Annotated in this window: 18 protein-coding genes; 10 read left to right on the forward strand and 8 right to left on the reverse strand. The window is 61.9% G+C overall.

The window, feature by feature from the left end; genetic code table 11:
* Positions 1 to 98 precede the first annotated feature (98 nt).
* The 5 genes from dnaA to JQK88_RS06845 form a co-directional block, all read right to left on the reverse strand.
* Positions 99 to 1,643 carry a chromosomal replication initiator protein DnaA gene (dnaA, locus tag JQK88_RS06825; protein WP_203277822.1) on the reverse strand — a complete coding sequence of 515 codons (1,545 nt, stop codon included), beginning with the start codon at positions 1,641 to 1,643 and terminating at the stop codon, positions 99 to 101.
* 849 nt (positions 1,644 to 2,492) lie between these two features.
* On the reverse strand, positions 2,493 to 2,759 hold the full coding sequence (gene rpsT / locus JQK88_RS06830) for a 30S ribosomal protein S20 (RefSeq protein WP_023681995.1): 267 nt from the start codon (positions 2,757 to 2,759) through the stop codon (positions 2,493 to 2,495).
* A gap of 239 nt (positions 2,760 to 2,998) precedes the next feature.
* On the reverse strand, positions 2,999 to 3,772 hold the full coding sequence (locus tag JQK88_RS06835) for an enoyl-CoA hydratase (protein WP_192250016.1): 774 nt from the start codon (positions 3,770 to 3,772) through the stop codon (positions 2,999 to 3,001).
* A gap of 166 nt (positions 3,773 to 3,938) precedes the next feature.
* Positions 3,939 to 4,829 (reverse strand): bifunctional DNA-formamidopyrimidine glycosylase/DNA-(apurinic or apyrimidinic site) lyase, encoded by an 891-nt coding sequence (gene mutM / locus JQK88_RS06840; protein WP_203277823.1) that lies wholly within the window; start codon positions 4,827 to 4,829, stop codon positions 3,939 to 3,941.
* Entirely contained in the window at positions 4,822 to 6,063 is a 1,242-nt protein-coding gene (locus JQK88_RS06845; protein ID WP_203277964.1) for a phosphopentomutase, read from the reverse strand. The genes mutM and JQK88_RS06845 overlap by 8 nt, the downstream gene beginning before the upstream one ends.
* A 176-nt stretch (positions 6,064 to 6,239) precedes the next feature.
* On the opposite strand from JQK88_RS06845, the gene JQK88_RS06850 reads away from it, so the two are divergent.
* Positions 6,240 to 7,196, forward strand: coding sequence for a phosphate/phosphite/phosphonate ABC transporter substrate-binding protein (locus JQK88_RS06850; protein ID WP_203277824.1), 957 nt, complete (start codon positions 6,240 to 6,242; stop codon positions 7,194 to 7,196).
* Between the two features lie 8 nt (positions 7,197 to 7,204).
* Here the strand turns inward: JQK88_RS06850 and JQK88_RS06855 are convergent, their stop codons facing one another.
* The 3 genes from JQK88_RS06855 to JQK88_RS06865 all read right to left on the reverse strand — a co-directional run bounded on the left by JQK88_RS06855 (position 7,205) and on the right by JQK88_RS06865 (position 9,055).
* Positions 7,205 to 7,828 (reverse strand): TadE/TadG family type IV pilus assembly protein, encoded by a 624-nt coding sequence (locus JQK88_RS06855; RefSeq protein WP_203277825.1) that lies wholly within the window; start codon positions 7,826 to 7,828, stop codon positions 7,205 to 7,207.
* Between the two features lie 36 nt (positions 7,829 to 7,864).
* Positions 7,865 to 8,479 (reverse strand): TadE/TadG family type IV pilus assembly protein, encoded by a 615-nt coding sequence (locus JQK88_RS06860; RefSeq protein WP_246501494.1) that lies wholly within the window; start codon positions 8,477 to 8,479, stop codon positions 7,865 to 7,867.
* Between the two features lie 153 nt (positions 8,480 to 8,632).
* A complete protein-coding gene (locus JQK88_RS06865; protein ID WP_192250024.1) occupies positions 8,633 to 9,055 on the reverse strand; it encodes a pilus assembly protein N-terminal domain-containing protein in 423 nt (140 codons plus the stop codon).
* Between the two features lie 370 nt (positions 9,056 to 9,425).
* Between JQK88_RS06865 and JQK88_RS06870 the strand changes: the two genes are divergently transcribed.
* The 9 genes from JQK88_RS06870 to JQK88_RS06910 all read left to right on the forward strand — a co-directional run bounded on the left by JQK88_RS06870 (position 9,426) and on the right by JQK88_RS06910 (position 18,699).
* The gene (locus JQK88_RS06870) at positions 9,426 to 9,599 is read left to right on the forward strand and encodes a Flp family type IVb pilin (protein WP_203277826.1); all 174 of its coding nucleotides are present in this window, start codon (positions 9,426 to 9,428) and stop codon (positions 9,597 to 9,599) included.
* 187 nt (positions 9,600 to 9,786) lie between these two features.
* Positions 9,787 to 10,305: an A24 family peptidase gene (locus JQK88_RS06875; protein WP_203277827.1), complete on the forward strand. Its 519-nt coding sequence runs from the start codon at positions 9,787 to 9,789 to the stop codon at positions 10,303 to 10,305.
* A 205-nt stretch (positions 10,306 to 10,510) separates the two neighbouring features.
* On the forward strand, positions 10,511 to 11,326 hold the full coding sequence (cpaB, locus tag JQK88_RS06880) for a Flp pilus assembly protein CpaB (protein ID WP_203277828.1): 816 nt from the start codon (positions 10,511 to 10,513) through the stop codon (positions 11,324 to 11,326).
* On the forward strand, positions 11,323 to 12,867 hold the full coding sequence (locus JQK88_RS06885; RefSeq protein WP_203277829.1) for a type II and III secretion system protein family protein: 1,545 nt from the start codon (positions 11,323 to 11,325) through the stop codon (positions 12,865 to 12,867). The genes cpaB and JQK88_RS06885 overlap by 4 nt, the downstream gene beginning before the upstream one ends.
* A gap of 13 nt (positions 12,868 to 12,880) precedes the next feature.
* Positions 12,881 to 13,618, forward strand: a complete 738-nt coding sequence (locus JQK88_RS06890) for a CpaD family pilus assembly protein (RefSeq protein WP_192256885.1) — start codon at positions 12,881 to 12,883, stop codon at positions 13,616 to 13,618.
* A gap of 54 nt (positions 13,619 to 13,672) precedes the next feature.
* Positions 13,673 to 14,956 (forward strand): CpaE/TadZ family protein, encoded by a 1,284-nt coding sequence (locus tag JQK88_RS06895; RefSeq protein WP_376740382.1) that lies wholly within the window; start codon positions 13,673 to 13,675, stop codon positions 14,954 to 14,956.
* 29 nt (positions 14,957 to 14,985) lie between these two features.
* Complete coding sequence (locus tag JQK88_RS06900) at positions 14,986 to 16,497, forward strand: TadA family conjugal transfer-associated ATPase (protein ID WP_203277831.1); 1,512 nt, start codon at positions 14,986 to 14,988, stop codon at positions 16,495 to 16,497.
* Positions 16,498 to 16,628: 131 nt separating this feature from the next.
* Complete coding sequence (locus JQK88_RS06905) at positions 16,629 to 17,642, forward strand: type II secretion system F family protein (RefSeq protein ID WP_203277832.1); 1,014 nt, start codon at positions 16,629 to 16,631, stop codon at positions 17,640 to 17,642.
* A 40-nt stretch (positions 17,643 to 17,682) separates the two neighbouring features.
* Positions 17,683 to 18,699, forward strand: a complete 1,017-nt coding sequence (locus tag JQK88_RS06910) for a type II secretion system F family protein (protein ID WP_203277833.1) — start codon at positions 17,683 to 17,685, stop codon at positions 18,697 to 18,699.
* Positions 18,700 to 18,712: the final 13 nt, after the last annotated feature.

Raw genomic sequence — 18,712 nt, forward strand, 5'->3', positions numbered from 1 at the left:
TGCGCAGCGGTTTTGGGACAACGACATGCATCAAACAAGAAATTTAAAGCGCGCCGACCGAATACTCTAAACCCGGCGCGCTCTGTTTGCCTCGCCGCTCAGGCCTGGTCGTTGATCAGCCTGCGCAACAGTTCCAGCTCCTGCGCCAGCGTATTGTCGACGCCGGAAAGGTCCTCGATCTTTCGCACGGCATGCAGCACCGTGGTGTGATCGCGACCGCCGAAACGCCTGCCGATCTCCGGCAGCGAACGCGGCGTCATCACCTTCGACAGGTACATGGCGACCTGCCGCGGCTTGACGATGGTGCGCGTGCGCCGGTTGGACAGAAGCTCTGTCTTCGACACATTGTAATGGCGCGCCACGATGCGCTGGATGTCCTCGATGCGCACCCGCTTCGGCTCGCCCGAGCGATAGATATGGCCGAGGATTTCGTCGATGCGGTCGATGGTGATCGCCGGCTCGAACGACTGACGGAACAGCAGCTGATTGAACGCGCCTTCCAGTTCACGCCCGCTCCCGGTCACCGTGCGGGCGACATGGTTGAGGATCTCCTCCGAAATATTGAGTGAGGCATCGTCGACTTTGGCGGTGGCAAGCCGCAGCTTGAGCATGCCGATGCGCATGGCGAAGTCCGGCGCCGACATTTCGAGCGCGACACCACCATTGAGGCGCGAACGCACGCGCGGCTCCAGCGATTCCAGTTCCGACGGCGGCCTGTCGGCAGCAACCACCACCTGCTTGGCGCTGTCGAGCAGCATGTTGATGAGATGGCAGAATTCATGCTGGATCGACTTGCCCTGCAGGAACTGCATGTCGTCGATGATCAACAGGTCGATGTCGCGCAGCTGTTCCTTCAGCGTAAGCGCATTGTTGTCGCGGATCGCGGTGGCGAAGCGCCACATGAAATACTCGGCCGTCAGGTAGACGACGCGCGACTTCGGGTTCTGTTTGAGCGACTCGGCTGCGATCGCCTGCAAAAGGTGCGTCTTGCCAAGACCGACGGTGGCATGGAGGAACAGCGGATTGAAGCGCACCGCGCTCGACTGCGATTCCGCCACGGCTTTGGCGGCAGCGAAGGCCACCCGGTTCGACGGGCCTTCAATAAAGGAGCCGAACGTGTAGCGTGGATCAAGCGGCGACCCCAGCACATTGTGCCGGAACTCGGCCTCGATCGGCGTGCCGGGGCGAGGGGCGGGCGCCCGCTCCACCCGGCCTGGACCCGCCGTGCCGGCCGCCAGTGCGGTCTGCGTCTGCTTGGTCATCTTGCGCGCAGGCACGGCTTCGGGCTCGACGCCATTGCGGGCCGGACGGGTCGCGGTGCGCACGACGATCTCGATTTTCAGGACCTCGGGGTCTTCGTGCTTCCACAGATCGGCGATGAGATCGAGATAGTGACCATTGATCCACGAGCGCAGGAAGGCCGTGGGCACAGAGATGCGTACAATGCCCCGGGAAGCCTCCGCCACCTTCATCCGCCCGAACCAGCTCGAATAGACCTCGGTTCCCAGACGCGCCTTCAACTGGGCCTTGACCCGGTCGAACTTCTGTTCCGCGTCGCTGGAAGTCGCCACGTCGTGTGCTCCGACCAATGTTCCAGGAAATGGCAGGTCGCCCGAAAGCTCCCGCTCGATGCCGCTCTGCATGATGATTGCGTCCCTTTTCCTTTGTACCTTTTTTCCGCCGGGAGTGCGCCTCCTGCACCCATGTTTCCGACGACCGTATCTTCGCTACAACACCACCGCCGCCGCCGGCGGATGACGTTGCCTCGTCAGCAAGGGATCGGTCCGGCTGCTTAAAGCCAGTCCGTCTGACATGTTCGGGCAGAGCGGTGCCACCCGGCGAAAACGCCGGTGCGCCATCAACCTGCCATGTACAAATTACGCCAGTCCCCTACCGCATCGAAAAGACAAACCATACCCGTTCGCGGAATTGCTCCGCGTCATGAATTCTGCCACTGTGAGCTGGCCGATTCAGGCTGGGTTAAGGGCTAAGGGCCCGTCCCTTTCGATGGACAGACATTACCGAAATCGCTGTGGATAGGGCAAGGCCACGTCTAACGGATTTTTAAGGAATCTGGTTGCTGATGAAGGGCTCGGGTCCCGTTCTGGAACCACAGATTTTGACAAAGCCATTGTGATTCAAACCCTTTTGCCGCGAATATGAAAATGGCTGTGCGGTTTGAAATTTTCTGAAATAATTCGCTTGACACCAACTTGCCGCCTGTCGCCCACAGGCGATGTGAACAAGCTGTGGATCACTTCCAGCAAGCCATTGAAAAATATCAGTAATTTGTGACAATCGAATTTATTGGCGTGGGCCGTTTCGGCGGATTGGAATATCATTGGGAGTGTATGTGCCGGCAAAGCATTCCGAACTCTGGAATGCGGGCCGGGGCGCGCTTTGCGGGCATTCTTTTTAAGTGCTTGCCGGCAAACGAAAAAACCCGGCGCGATTGGCCGGGTTGAAAAGAACGACAGTTCAGGAACGGTCGATCAGGCCGACAGCACCTTGAGGCGGTGAGCCAGACGCGACACCTTGCGCGATGCCGTATTCTTGTGGATCACGCCCTTGGTCGCGGCGCGCATCAATTCCGGCTCTGCGGTCTTGAAGGCTTCCAGCGCGGCTGCCTTGTCGCCGGCAGCCAGTGCCTCTTCGACCTGGCGGACATAGGTACGCACGCGCGAGCGGCGGTTCTTGTTGATCGCTGCGCGGCGGGCGATCTTGCGCGTTGCCTTTTTGGCCGAGGAGGTATTGGCCATGGTGCCTCTCTTCTGATCTGGTGAGCGCATGCGGGATGCCGCAGGGCGCAAAAAACAAACGGGCAGCCAACGGCCGCCTCGGTTGGAGCGGCTTATAGTTCAGCTTTCCCGGCACGTCAACGCCGCTTTGGCTTCTTTTTGGCCTCCGCCGCCAGAGCCCGATGCCGAAAGGGGTGAAGCCGTTTTTCTCGGACGAACGGAAACCGTTTGTCGCGGCATCATGCTCTAACGCGTTGACGCTAGCGGTTGGTGAAATTCGGCTTCCGTTTCTCGGCAAAGGCCGCCATGCCTTCCTTCTGGTCGTCGAGCGCAAACAGCGAGTGAAACAGCCGGCGTTCGAAGCGTAACCCCTCGGCCAGCGTCGTCTCGTAGGCGCGGTTGACGGCCTCCTTGGCCATCATCACCGAGGGCAGCGAAAATTCAGCGATCCTGGCTGCGGCCTTCAGCGCTTCGTCGACCAGTTCCCCAGCCGGCACAACGCGCGACGCCAGGCCGCTCCGCTCGGCCTCCGCGGCATCCATCATCCGTCCGGTCAGGCACATGTCCATCGCCTTCGACTTGCCGACGAAGCGGGTGAGCCGTTGCGACCCGCCCATGCCGGGAATGACGCCAAGCGTTATTTCGGGCTGGCCGAATTTTGCCGTGTCGGCGGCAATGATAAAATCGCACATCATCGCCAGCTCACAGCCGCCGCCCAGCGCATAGCCGGCGACCGCCGCGATCATCGGCTTGCGCGTGCGTGTGAATTCCTCCCAGCCGACGAAAAGATCCCGGACATAGGCGTCGGCGTAGGCGATGGTCTGCATTTCCTTGATGTCGGCGCCCGCCGCAAAGGCCTTCTCGGAACCGGTGATGACCATGGCGCCGATGCCCGGATCGGCATCGAACCCCTTTGCTGCCACCAATATGTCCGCCAGCACCTGGGCGTTCAGCGCGTTGAGCGCCTTGGGCCGGTTCAGCGTGATCAGGCCGACCTTGCCGCGCGTCTCCACGATGATGGTTTCATAACTCATGGGCTCGCCTCCTCGTTCCGGCATTGAAGCGATCGGTCTAGAGCAATTCCAGGAAAAGTGTGAGCGGTTTTCCCGGGAAAAGCGCATAGCGCTTTCCCTTGGGAATTGCGTCAAAACAATAGCTAGAACGGGTCGCGGTTTCCGTGAAACGGTGAGCCGCTCTAGCTCACCGCTGACAGGTCCGGCAATAGAAGGTCGAGCGGCCGCTTTGCACGACGCGCTCGATGTGGCCGCGGCAGCCGGGCGTCGGGCAGGGCTCGCCCTCGCGATCGTAGACCGCGAAGGAATGCTGGAAATAGCCCAGCGACCCGTCTGTGTGCACATAGTCGCGCAGCGACGACCCGCCGGCGGCGATCGCGTCGGCAATCACTGAACGGATCGCTTCCGCCAGTCGTTCGCTCTGCTCCTTGGCCTTCTTGCCGGCCCCGGCGATAGTGCCTGCCTCGCGCATTGGCGACAGGCCGGCGCGCCATAGCGCCTCCGAGACATAAATGTTGCCGAGCCCGGCGATCAGCTTCTGGTCGAGCAGCGCCGCCTTCAACGGCGATCTGCGGCCCTTCAGCAGCGAAGCGAGCAGGGCGCCGTCCAGCGCGTTGCCGGTCGGCTCGATGCCCAGTCCCGCCAGCATCGGGTGCGCGTCGGCCAGTCCTTCCGCAAACAGCATGAAGCCGAAGCGGCGCGGGTCGTTGAAGACCACGCGAGATTGGACGGCGGCTGGCGACACGAGGTGGAACACGACATGGTCGTGCTTGGCATCCTTCGAGCGCTCGTGATGGAACTTGCCTGGCGTCGCGCTGTCATCAGCGGTTTCGATACGGAACGAGCCCGACATGCCGAGATGGCAGATCAGAACCGGGCCGCCGTCCAGATGCATGGTCAGATATTTGGCGCGGCGGCCAAGCGCGGTGATGGTCTTGCCGGTCAGCCGCTGCGCAAATTTCACCGGAAACGGAAATCTGAGATCGGGCCGGCGTACCTCGACGCGCACGATGCGCGCGCCTTCCAGAACCGGCTGCAGGCCACGCCGGACCGTTTCGACCTCGGGCAGCTCAGGCATGGCCGCCTATCGTCGCATGGAAGGAGGTACCGTGTCGGCCTTGCCCCAGCGCGAGGTGTTCGGCCACGGTTTCACCGATATCGGCGAAGGTCGTCCTGAGCCCAATGTCGCCGCCCGTGAGACCCGGTGCGGTGCCGATGACCGGAATGCGTTCACGCGTGTGGTCGGTGCCGCGCCATGTCGGGTCGTTGCCGTGGTCGGCGGTGAGGATCAGCAGATCGCCCGGCTTCAGTTTCACCAGCGCCTCGGGCAGCCGGCGGTCGAAGGCTTCGAGCGCCGCCGCATAGCCGGCGACGTCGCGACGGTGGCCGAATTCGGTGTCGAAGTCGACGAAATTAGCGAACACCAGGTCGCCGTCGCCGGCATCGTCCATCGCGCCCAGCGCCTTGTCGAACATTGCCATGTTGCCGGGCGCCTTGCGCACTTCCGAGATGCCGCGGTGGGCGAAGATGTCGCCGATCTTGCCGACCGCGATCACCCGGCTGCCGCGCCCGGTCAAGCGGTCGAGCAGCGTCGGCTCGGGCGGCGGCACGGCGTAGTCATGGCGGTTGTAGGTGCGCTCGAAGGTGGCGGATGTTTCGCCAAGGAAGGGCCGTGCGATCACCCGTCCGATTTTCAGCGGGTCGACCAGCCGGCGCACCGTCTTGCAGAACTCGTAGAGACGGTCCAGGCCGAAATGCACCTCGTGCGCTGCTATCTGCAGGACGGAATCGACCGAGGTGTAGCAGATCGGCTTGCCGGTGCGGATATGCTCCTCGCCGAAGCGTTCGATGATCTCCGTGCCCGGCGCATGGCAATTGCCGAGGATGCCCGGCACGTTGCCTTCGCGGATCATCGCTTCGGTCAGTTCGGAAGGGAAGGCGGGCACCGTATCGGGGAAATAGCCCCAGTCGAAGCGCACAGGCAGGCCGGCGATTTCCCAGTGGCCCGACGGCGTATCCTTGCCGCTCGAGATCTCCTGCGCGGCGCCGTGGAAGGCGGAGGCCGAAACGGCGTCGGCCTTGCTGTCGAACCGGAAGCCGGTCGCAGTGTGCGCGGCGCGGGCTAGACCGAGTGAAACCATGTTGGGCACCAGAAGCGGTCCCTTGCGCAGGCCTTCGCGATCGGCGCGGCCTTCCGCGCAGGCCTGGGCGATATGTCCGAATGTGTTCGAGCCGGCATCGCCATAGCGTTCGGCATCGGCGGCGCCGCCAATGCCGAAAGAATCGAGAACGAAGAGGAAAGCGCGCGCCATCGGTGCCGTCATTGCCAGTCTGGGGGACCAGACATAAGGTCCCGTCGCGGCATTGGCAAATCGGAAACCAGGCGGCAACGGCTTGGCGCAATAGTCGCGACGGCGGGCAGGCGCGGTGTACGCATCCTTGCGGGATGCGGCGCGCTTCGAGGAACGGCGGTAAGAGGCATGAAACGATGACACGGGCGGATCTCGCCATAGGGCCGGGTTGGTGGGCATTGGCGACCAGCGTGGCGTTGCTGGCCTTGCCGCAGGCCGTGCACGCCGACTGGCGCGACCAGATCGGGACGTTTCGGATCGGCATCGTTGCCGAGCCGGGCGCAGGCAAAACGGTTCCGGGTCTGGCCTTGCTGACAGACGCCTACGGCAAGGCGCTCGGCATGAAGGTGGAATTTGTCGTCGCGCATGACTATGCGGCGCTGATCGAGGCACAGGCCACTGCCCGGATTCAGTACGCGGTCTATTCGGCGACCGCCTACGCCACCGCCTTGGAGCGCTGCGGTTGCGTCGAACCTCTGGTGGCGCCGGTCGATGCCGACGGCGCCACCGGCATCCGCTCCGTGCTTTTGACCCGCGACAGCAAGCTTCCCGATCTTGCAGCCATGCAAACGCACCGCATCGCCATGGCGCCTTCCGATAATGTCGGCGGTTTTCTTCTGCCGCTCGCCGGGCTGGCCGCCGATGGCGTCAAGATCAGCCAGGATGCGCCATTCCTCACTCATGCCGGCTCGGCCGCCGCTGCCGAAGCGATGCTGGTCGATGGCCAGGCCGATGCGATGTTCGGCTGGGAGCGGGCCGCGGCGGAAAACCGGACGGCGATTGCCGGCGATCAGCCGGCTGACCCCGACGGCACGGCGGCGCGGCTTGAGGCGGCGGGGATTCCAAAAGCCGCGCTCCAGATCATCTGGACCTCGGGTATGCTCAGATACGGTCCCCACGCCGTCCGCAGCGACCTCGACCCCGAAGCCAAACGCCGGCTGACCGTCTTCCTCACCAATCTCAGGTCGCAGTCGCCGGAAGTCTACGATTTCGTGGAATCGAAACATTCCGGCGGCTTCACATCAGCCGCCGCTGGCGACTATGCGATGGCAACAGCCATTGTGCGCCTGCTGTCGGACAGCAGCGGCCAATGATCCGGCGCTCAGCAGTTGCCGCAGGGGATCGTCGTGCTCCGGCGCGGCCTGAGGTAATAGGTCTCGCCCATGTTGATGGTGCTGAAGAAGGAGCTGGTCAATCCAACCCGTTTCGCATTGTCGGCGTCCCATGCAATGATGGGCTGGTAGCCGAGCTGGCTTTCGACACGGATAAGGAAAGTGTTCCTGATCCTAAGCGTAGCGGGCACCGTGGTTGGGTCGTCCTTCTTAGCGTCGGCGGAATAGGTGCCGTTCACCACCTTGCGCGACCACACTACTTCTGCCGTGGGCGAGGCCTCGTCCGTCATCTGTATCGCCGTGACGATGATGTTTGGCGTTGAGCGGTTGTAGGGCTGCAAGGTCGAGGTGCCGATCTTCATGATCGCATCGATATCGGCGGCCATGATTGTCTGCTGCTGCGTGATCAGATCCGCAACCATGGAGCCGATACGGCTGACCTTTTTGCTGGTCTCTATGGCCTGCGAGGCCTCCATGGTCACGAAATACATGACCAGCAGCACGGGCACGATGAAGGCGAACTCGATGGCCGCGACGCCGCGGCGATCCGAGCAGAATCGCATCGCTCTTGCCCAGATACTCGAAAACCCCTGATGCGCCCCCGCACGATACATGCCCGTTTCCCTTTAAGCCAAAATAACGCTGCGTTCTCAGTCGTCGAACGGTTCGTTCTGCCAGGTCACCGATGCGAAATGCAGCGTGTTGCCGTCTTTCAGATTGGCCATCGATTTGGCCATGAAATCGGTCATGACCGGCCATTTGTAGAAGACCCGCAGCATATTCTTCGTTTCCGCCAGGCCCGGCGTTACGGCGAAGCTCATCGAATTCGTGCCTTGCGTCAGCACGATCTCGCCATTGACGATCTTGAAGCCAGCCGTGGCGGCATCGGCAAAGGTCGGATATTCGCGCAGATCCACCAGCAGTCCGGGACAGGTCTTGGCGACCATGATCTCCAGTCTGGTGCAGATGAGGTCCCGGAGCTTGGTTCCGGTCAGGTCGGCCGGCTTCAGCTGGCCGGTGCGCACCTGGCGGGCGACGTCGTCGGTGATGTTGGCCATCACCTCCTGTCCGGCAAATGAAATGCAGCTCTCGAGGATGGCGAAGACGAGAAGCGCAAACGGGATCGCCAGCATGGCGAATTCCATCGCCGTGCTGCCGCGACGATCGCCAAGGAAGCGGCGGGTAAACGTTACGCGTCCAGCCTTGCCCTTCGCGATCTCGCGTCCTGAATCCTCGTCTAAACGCCCGTCCAAAACGTCGCCCATGTCACGTCCCTGCCGATCCTGATGCGGTACCGTCAGCAACATTAGCGAGAACCCATTGAGGTCCGGTTTGGATGACCGTTAAATTCGACGGGAAGGCATTAACCCGCCGCTAACCGAAGCAAAATTTCGGGAAACTGGTAGCAGCCCAGGCGCTTACTGGCCGGCGCTCATTTCGGCTTCGGAGGCCTTCTCCGACTCGCTCTTGAACGAGCTCTCGCAATAGGGCGTGCAGGACATGGTCTGTACCGAAGCGCGCCTGTAGATACGCACCGACGACGCGTCCTGGCGCACCACCGTCACCTGCTCGTCGATGATTGGGCTGCCCTCCTGGTCGAGGACAACCAGATTGGTGACGCCGAACCCCTTGCCCGTCAGCACGATCGTCGATGCATCCTGGACGGAGGCGTCGGCAATCGCCGGATTGCCGACCACGATGGTGTCGGCTGGGCGTGTCAGTTTGACGATCTTGGCCTGGTTCATCGTCACTTCGATGCCGGCTCCGGCCTTGGCCGGCAGCACAATAGCCGGGACGGCGAGAAGCGCGGCAAGCAGGAATGACGATTTCATGGCGGTCATCGAGGCGCTCCACGGCGGCAGACTTGTTCAACGGAACATGAACGAGATTGGTGAACCAACGGTTAAGCTGGTAGCCAGGCCCGGGATATCCGCGCGCATTTTGCCACTGGCTAACATCACTGGCTAATATAAAGAGTGTCCCTGCCGACAGCCCTGAAGTCCCAGCTTTCGCGGCGTTTTCATGGGGCAGGCGAGCCGCTGTCCGGCGTTTAGTTTACGGTTAACCACGCAAGCTGTTCGACGCGCGAAAGGAATCGGTAAGGCTGTTTATTAAGCCGATTGAAAGGGCTTCTCCCTAGATTGGCAGCATCCGATCAACCACCACAGAAGTTGACGGAAGTGCTGTAACACGTGGAGTAGGAGCTCTCGAATGTCTAATCTCATCGCACGTTTCGTGAAGGACGAGTCCGGCGCGACCGCCATCGAATACGGTCTGATCGCCGCTCTCATCGCGCTTGCCATCATGGTCGGTGCTGGTTCGCTCGGCAACGCCTTGGGTGTCAAGTTCAACAAGATCGCCGAAGCCGTGAGCGGTTCGAACTAATAGCGACATCCCGTCGTTGTTTCAGAACAAGGGCCGCTTCTGCGGCCCTTGTTTCATTCTTGGGATGCGCGGGATCTGAATCCAGAGTTTGCAAGCGACATCAGGCGATTTGAGATCGCTGCCTCATCAATCGTTAATCGAACCTGTCTAGGCTGAAGCCGATACAATTTGACCAAGGCGCCACGCGATGCTTGAAGCCCTGATCTTCGTCGTCTTTCCCTTCTGCATGCTCTTTGCCGCGATCTCCGACATGCTGTCGATGACGATCGCCAACCGCGTACCGGTGTTGCTGCTGGCGGTGTTTACCCTGGTTGCGCCGCTGACGGGCATGGACTGGGCAACCTATGGCTGGCATTTCGCTGCCGGCGCCCTGGTGCTGGCCGTGACGTTCGGTCTGTTTGCGCTTGGCGGCATGGGCGGCGGCGACGCCAAGCTGCTCGCCGGCACCGCCGTCTGGATGGGGTTCAACCCTCACCTTGTCGAGTACCTCGTGATCTCGACGTTCATCGGTGGCCTGCTGACGCTCGCCATCCTTCTCTATCGGAAATCGCCGCTGGCGACTTATACCAGCCACAATCCGTTCCTGCGCCATTTCGCCGACGACACGACTGGCGTTCCCTACGGCATTGCGCTCGGCATTGGCGGGCTGCTGACCTATCCGGATTCACCTTTGATGGTATGGGCACTGGCAAGGCTGGCGACCTGATACAGCGATCCTCTTTGCCGCTCCGGCATCGATGAAAAGAGGCGGCTTGGCCGCCTTTTTGTTTGTCGCGGCGTTGGATGCATCTAATTTATGTAAACCTTAAATTAATCACGATCGTAAGCATTACATTAACCTTGTTTTGACGATTGCCGCTGCAAAGTCCGGCCTGGCTAGGTGGTTTGCCTAAAGGCGAGGGTTCGGACAGATGCCAGCATCCCGACTGATCATTCTGGGCGTGGCGGTGGCTGCGGCAGGTGGTGCAGGTTACGTTGCCAAGAACATGGTGGCGGTCTCGCCGCCCCAACAGGTCGTCGTCGACGCGCCTCAGGCGCCTGCAATCGCCTTGCAGGACGTGCTCGTGCTTTCCGGCGACGTCGCCATGGGCAGTCCGCTTGAGAACAACATCAGCTGGGAGTCCTGGCCGGCCGAAGGGATCAACGCGAATTTCATCACCCGAGCCGTCGAACCCGACGCGCTGGACAAGCTGAAAGGCTCCGTCGCCCGCGTCGCGATGTACACCGGTGAGCCGCTGCGGCGCTCCAAGCTGATCGGCGAGGGGCAGAGCTTCATGTCGTCGATCCTGCCCAGCGGCATGCGGGCTGTCGCCACTGCGATCTCGGCCGATACGTCGGCAGGCGGCTTTATCCTGCCCAACGATTTTGTCGACGTCATCATGACCCGCAGATCCGACACCGGAAACGCCGGCAGCGGATTCACCACAGAAACCATCCTCAAGAACATCCGGGTCCTGGCGATCGACCAGACCATCCAGGAGGACGAGGAAGGCAAGAAGACCAGGGTCGGACAGACGGCGACGCTGGAGCTCACGCCGCAGCAGGCCGAGATCATCACTGTCGCCCAGCAGATGGCCGATCGCCTGACGCTGGCGCTGCGCTCAATCACCGACAACAAGGAAAAAGGTACGGATGAAGCCGACTACCTCGTTTCCGGCAATGGGCGGCGCGGAACGGTGCGGTTGATCAAATCGGGCGAAGTTTCCGAAGTAGGGGCAAGGAAATGAGGTTAATCGCTAAACTGCCGGTCACCATGGCTGCGGCAATCGGCCTGCTTTTCCTCGGAGCCCATGCAAGTGGCCTCCTCGAGGCCAAAGCCGCCGGCCAGAGGGCCGGGGTCACGGCTTCGACGGCCACGCAACGCGTTAAGCTCGGCCTCAACAAATCGGTGGTCATCGACCTGCCAAGCGACGCCTACGACATTCTTGTTGCCAACCCCGCAGTCGCCGATGCGGTGACGCGCACGGCAAGGCGCATCTATCTGTTCGGCAAGGCAGTGGGCGAAACCAACATCTTCGTCTTCGGTCCCAATGGCGAGCAGATCGTCAGTCTGGATCTGGCCGTCGAACGCGACGTCGCCGGGTTGGACGACTATCTCAAGCGCTTCCTGCCGACGGCCGACATCAAGGTCGAGTTGCTGAACGACAACGTCGTCCTGACCGGCACGGTGGATACGCCGCTCGATGCCAAGCGCGCCGTCGATCTGGCAACCATCTTCGTGTCCGGCGGTGAAGCGACGACCGGCCAGTACTCGCAGACCGCGGCCGGTGGCAATGCCAATGGCGGCGTCGACATCAACAATCCGGATGCCGAACGCCGGGTCTCGAAGATCGTCAACCTGCTGCAGATCATCGGCGACGATCAGGTGACGCTGAAGGTGACCGTGGCCGAAGTCAGCCGCTCGGTGATGAAGCAGCTCGGCGTCAATATGGTCGGCAACGGCAGCATTGACGGCATTTCCTACGGTGCGCTGAGTTCGGCCAACTACGGGCTGGGCAAACCGATTTCGCAGAATTCGGGGTTGAATCTGCTGGGTGACGGGAAAGGCAATGGCCTTCAAGCCTACATCAACGCCATGGAGCAAAGCGGCGTCATGAAGACGCTTGCCGAACCGACCCTCACGGCGGTTTCGGGCGAGAAGGCAACGTTCAGGGCCGGCGGCGAATTCAATCTTATCACCGCACGTACGAGCAACGTTTCGACCGACAACCAGACCGGCCAGGTAACCTACACCAACGAAAAGCTCGAATACGGCATAGGCCTCGAGTTCCAGCCCGTTGTGCTGTCGGCGGGCCGGATCAGCCTCAAGGTCAGGACCTCCGTGTCGGAGCCGACCATGGAAGGTGCGACCACCCTGGAGGGCGCCGCCAACTTGCCCGGCACGACGCTCCTGTCGATCCGCAAGAGGCTTGCCGACACCACCGTCGAATTGCCGTCAGGCGGCTCGATGATGATCGCCGGCCTGGTTCGCGACGACGTCCGCCAGGCAGTCTCGGGTCTGCCCGGCCTTGCCAAGATCCCGGTGCTCGGCACGTTGTTCCGCAGCCGCGATTTCGTCCGCAACGAAAGCGAGCTGGTGATCATCATCACGCCCTATCTGGCGCGGCCGGTGGCGCGCAACGACCTGGCCAAGCCGGACGACAATTTCAACGCCGCCGGCGATGGCCCGGCCATGTTCCTTGGCCGCGTCAACCGCGTCTACGGCACCATGCAGACCGACAAGCCCAACGGCCGCTACCACGGCGTTGTCGGCTTCATCTACAAGTAAGCGGGGAGCGGACATGTCTCAGTCAGCATCGAAGGCAATGGCGGTCGCCGCAACAGTGCGGTCCGGTGGTGCCCGGATCCGCCGATCGGCAATACCGATCCTGGCGATCGCGATCGCGGCCTCGCTCGCCGGTTGCGCCAAGCGCGACAGCATCACGGTTGGGGCAATCCCCGATGACTATCGCACCACGCATCCGATCGTCATTGCCGAGAAGAACCAGAAGATCGACCTTCCGGTCGGCGCCGGTGATCGCGGCATGACCGGCTCGCAACGCGACACGCTTCTGGGCTTCCTCGACGGCTACGACAAGAGCGCTGCCCCGGCGCTGACGATCGCGACCCCGATCGGCTCGGCCAACGAGGTGGCAGCGACTGCCGCGGCGCGCGATTTCGCCAGGCTGGCGATTGCCAGCGGCATCAAGCGAAACCGGATCGTCGTTACCTCCTATCAGTCAGTTTCCCCGGAAGCCTCGGCGCCTATCCGCGTCTCCTATATTTCGGTGAGAGCCCAGACCGACAAATGCGGGCGCTGGCCCGAGGACTTGTTCGAGACCTCGGAAAACAAGCACTACGCCGATTACGGCTGCTCGTCTCAGAACAACCTCGCCGCGCAGCTCGCCAATCCGGCCGATCTGCTGGGGCCAAGAAAGTCGACCGATATCGACGCCGAGAACCGCGGTGCGGTGATCGACGTCTATCGCGGTAGGGGTATTTCGGACGAGTTCCTCGGCAATTCGGAAGTGACGTACTAGGAGCGCCAGTCCCGCGTGGAGACCGGAAAGAGAAGTCACGGAAAGAGCATGACGATGAGCAATCTTGCCTACGACGCGCCCGTAGACGGCGGCGACAGCTCGCAATCAGATATTGCCGCGATGCAGGCGCTGCGGCCGGTCCCGCGTATTTCGATCCAGGCATTTTGCGAGACCGAAGGTGTCGCGCATCCGGTGGAGCGAGCCGGCGAGGATCGCCGCATGGCGAAGGCGCATCTGAAAGTGCATATGGGCGGCATCGCCACGGCGATCGAATTCTACCAGTCGGCTCCCACGCCGAACCTGATCCTGCTGGAATCGCGCAGCGAACCGAAGCAATTGCTGGAGCAGCTTGCCCAGCTTTCAGAATATTGCGATCCCTCCTCGAAAGTCGTGGTGATCGGCCACTACAACGATGTCGGGCTTTACCGCGAACTTATCCGCTTCGGTATTTCCGAATATGTCATCGCGCCGGTGTCGATGGCCGATGTCGTCTCCGTGGTGTCGTCGATCTTCGTCGATCCGGAAGCCGAGCCGATCGGCCGCTCGCTCGCCTTCATTGGCGCCAAGGGTGGTGTCGGCTCCTCGACCATTGCCCACAATGTGGCGTGGGCGATGTCATCGCTGTTCAAGTCGGAAGTGGTCGTCGCCGATCTCGACCTGGCTTTCGGGACGGCCAACATAAATTTCGACCAGGACCCGGCGCAAGGCATCGCCGAAGCCGTGTTTTCGCCCGAACGCGTCGACGAGGTCTATCTTGACCGGTTGCTTGCCCAGTGCGCCGAGCATCTGTCGTTGCTTGCTGCGCCCTCCACTCTGGAGCGGGTCTACGACTTCGATCCCGAGGCCTTCACACAACTCATCGACACCGCGCAGCGCAGCGTGCCGCTGCTGGTGCTCGACGTCCCCCATGTCTGGACCGGCTGGACCAAGAACACACTGATGAAGGCCGACGAGATCGTCATCACGGCGACACCGGAACTGGCCAATCTGCGCAACACCAAGAATATGGTCGATATGCTGACGCGGCTTCGCCCGAACGATGCGCCGCCGAAGCTCATCATCAATCAGGCCGGGGTGCCGAAACGACCCGAAATATCAGCTTCCGACTTCGCCGAGCCGCTCGGCATCACGCCGATGTCGGTGATCGCCTTCGACCCGTTGCTGTTTGGAAACGCCGCCAACAACGGCCGCATGCTGGGCGAGATGGATGCCAAGAGCCCGGTCGTCGGGATGATCAATGAAATCGCGCATGTGCTGACCGGTCGCAGCGAAATCAAGGCCAAGAAGAAGGCAGGCCTTGGCGGCCTGCTCGGCAAGCTCTCGCGTAACAAGAAATGACGCTTCTCAAGCGGAATTGGTAGTCGATCATGTTTGGTAAAAGAGGCTCCGACGACGGCAGCCGGTCCATCCCGGAATTCCGTCAGCCAGCACCCTCGCCCGCGGCGCCGGCGGCTGCAAAGCCCGCGGACACGGCCGTTCTTTCCCGGCCCGCCGCAGCGTCGCCGTCTGCTGCGCCGGCAATGCCACCCGCTCGCCGCGCTGTTGAGGCGCCGCCGATGGCGCCGGAGCCGGCAAGAAAGGTCCAGCGCGAACGCAGCGAGACCTACTACGACACCAAGAGCCAGGTCTTCTCCGCGCTTATCGACACCATCGACCTGTCGCAGCTCGCCAAGCTCGATCCCGAGAGCGCGCGCGAGGAAATCCGCGATATCGTCAACGACATCATCGCCATCAAAAATTTCGCAATGTCGATTGCCGAGCAGGAAGAGCTGCTCGAAGACATCTGCAACGACGTGCTGGGCTACGGCCCGCTGGAGCCGTTGCTTGCTCGCGACGACATCGCCGACATCATGGTCAACGGCTCCAAGAACGTCTACATCGAAGTCAACGGCAAGGTCGAACAGACCGGCATTCGCTTCCGCGACAATCAGCAACTGCTCAACATCTGCCAGCGCATCGTCAGCCAGGTTGGCCGCCGCGTCGACGAATCGAGCCCGATCTGCGACGCCCGCCTACCCGACGGTTCCCGCGTCAACGTCATCGCCCCGCCGCTGTCCATCGACGGCACAGCGCTCACCATCCGTAAGTTCAAGAAGGACAAGCTGACGCTCGATCAGCTGGTCAAGTTCGGCGCCATCTCGCCGCAGGGCGCCGAGATCCTCAAGATCATCGGCCGCGTCCGCTGCAACATCGTCATCTCCGGCGGTACCGGCTCCGGCAAGACGACGCTGCTCAACTGCCTGACCAACTATATCGACCGCGAGGAACGCGTCATCACCTGCGAGGACTCGGCCGAACTGCAACTGCAGCAGCCGCATGTGGTGCGTCTCGAAACCCGCCCGCCCAATCTCGAGGGCGAAGGCGAGGTGACCATGCGCGACCTGGTCAAGAACTGCCTGCGCATGCGGCCCGAACGCATCATCGTCGGCGAAGTGCGCGGACCGGAGGTCTTCGACCTGCTACAGGCGATGAACACCGGCCATGACGGTTCGATGGGAACGATCCACTCCAACAGCCCGCGCGAATGCCTGAACCGTATCGAATCGATGATCGCCATGGGCGGCTATTCACTGCCGCAGAAGACCGTGCGCGAAATCGTCGTCGGCTCCATCGATGTCATCATCCAGGCAGCACGCCTTCGCGACGGGTCGCGCCGCATCACCCACATCACCGAGGTGATCGGCATGGAAGGCGACGTCATCATCACGCAGGATCTCGTGCTCTATAACATCAAGGGCGAGGACTCGAACGGCAGGCTGCTGGGCGAGCATGTGTCGACCGGCATTGGCCGTCCGCATTTTTGGGATCGCGCCCGCTACTATGGCGAGGAACAGCGCCTCGCCAATGCGCTGGAATCGATGGAGAAACGCGCTGACTGACGCATCTGGAGGTTGGAAGCAATTCCAGGAAAAGTGTGAAGCGGTTTTCCGTCCGGAATTGCGTCAAAACAAAGAGATAGGACGGGTCGCCGTTTCTTTGAAACGGCGAAATGCGCTAGGGACCAAGGTTGATGTTCGGAATTGACACCACCGTACTGGCGTTCATCGTGCTCGCCGGCTTCAGCGCCGGCGCGGTCGCCTATGCCTTCCTGTTCACCCAGATGAACAACGAGAAGCAGGCCGGCAAGCGGCTCGAGACGATCAAAGCCGCCGAGACCGATCGTTCGGTCGTCAAGGCTTCACGCGACCGTGTCGCGGAGACGGCCAAGCGGCGCAAATCCATCCAGGATTCACTGAAACAGCTCGACGAAAAGCAGAAGACCACCGAACGCGTTGTCAACAAGCCGCCGCTGAAGGCCCAGCTCCGTCAGGCCGGTATGCAGGTCTCGATAGAGCGTTTCTATCTGTACTCCCTCGTTTGCGGCATCGCGCTGACGGCGCTTGCCTATTTCGCCGGTGCGCCGCTGCTGGTCTTGCCAGGCGCGCTGCTGGCCGGCGCGCTCGGCCTGCCCCGCTGGTTCGTCTCGCTTCGCCGCGCGCGCCGGGTCAAGGCGTTCCTCAACGAATTTCCCAACGCCCTCGATATCATAGTGCGCGCCGTCAAGTCCGGCCTGCCGCTCAACGACGCCATTCGCCTGATCGCCAATGAATCGCCGGAGCCGGTCAAGACCGAGTTCCGCCGCATCGTCGATTCACAGCAGGTTGGCATGTCCATCCCCGATGCCACCTTGCGCATGGCCGAAACCATGCCATGCAGCGAGGCAAGCTTCTTCGGCATCGTCATCCAGATCCAGTCGCAGGCCGGCGGCAATCTCTCCGAGGCGCTGGGCAACCTTTCGCGCGTGCTTCGCGATCGCAAGAAGATGAAGGCCAAGGTCCAGGCGCTGTCGATGGAAGCGAAGGCCTCGGCCGTCATCATCGGCGCGCTGCCTTTTGTCGTCGCCCTTCTCGTCTACCTGTCGAGCCCGAATTACATCATGCCGTTGTTCACCACCAGCACCGGCAATCTGATCCTCGGCTGTTCCGGCGTCTGGATGTCGATCGGCATTCTGGTGATGCGCAAGATGATGAACTTTGAGGTTTAGGCCCGACTTCGGAAAGCTCGAACGAAAAGACTGAAAACGAATGACAGACCAAGTCGTCAAATCGCTGACCGATCCTGCCTTCCTGATCGCATTGCTGGTCGGCATCGCGGTGTTCGCGACCGTCTTCACGCTGCTGCCGGCCTTGGGCGGCGATCAGCTCAAGGCGCGCATGAAATCGGTCGCGCTGGAGCGTGACGAACTGCGCGCCAAGCAGCGCGCGCGGCTGGCCGACGAAGCCGACCGCCGCCGCAAGGGCCTGCGCGAGGAACAGTCTGTCGGCATGCGCAACATCGTCGACAGGCTGGACCTGCGGCGTGCGCTGGCCGATGAAGGCACGCTGCAGAAGCTCAAAGTGGCGGGCTTTCGTGGCCAGAACCCGCTGACGCGCTTCCTGTTTTTCCGCCTGGTCCTGCCCTTTGTCGGTTTCGCGCTGGCGGCGATCTATCTGTTCGTGCTCGGCGGGCTGCCGGACCGGCCGGCTTTCGTGAAGCTGTTCGTCTGCATCCTTGTCGCCTATGCCGGTTTCTACGCGCCGATCCTTTACGTCAACAACCGTGCCGCCAAGCGCAAGCAGTCGATCCAGCGGGCGTGGCCGGATGCGCTCGACCTGATGCTGATCTGCGTCGAGTCGGGCATGTCGGTAGAGGCTGCAATGCGCAGGGTCGCCGATGAGATCGGCTCGCAGTCGGTGGCGTTGGCGGAGGAGTTCGTGCTGACCAATGCCGAACTCTCTTATCTGCAGGAGCGCAAGCAGGCTTATGAAAACCTCGCGGCTCGTACCGGCCTGGAATCGGTGAAGTCGGTGTCCCAGGCGCTGGTCCAGGCCGAGCGTTACGGCACGCCCGTTGCGCACGCATTGCGCGTGCTGGCATCGGAAAGTCGCGACATGCGCATGAATGCGGCCGAGAAGAAGGCCGCCGCCCTGCCGCCGAAGCTCACCGTGCCGATGATCCTGTTTTTCCTGCCGGTGTTGTTCGCCATCATTCTTGGACCGGCCGGCATGCAGGTCAGCCAGCGCGGCATCTTCGGTGACCAGCACAATTCCTCGAGCCAGTAGGCTTCGTTGCAGC

Source organism: Mesorhizobium caraganae (assembly GCF_016836705.1).
Taxonomy (GTDB): Bacteria; Pseudomonadota; Alphaproteobacteria; order Rhizobiales; family Rhizobiaceae; genus Mesorhizobium; species Mesorhizobium caraganae.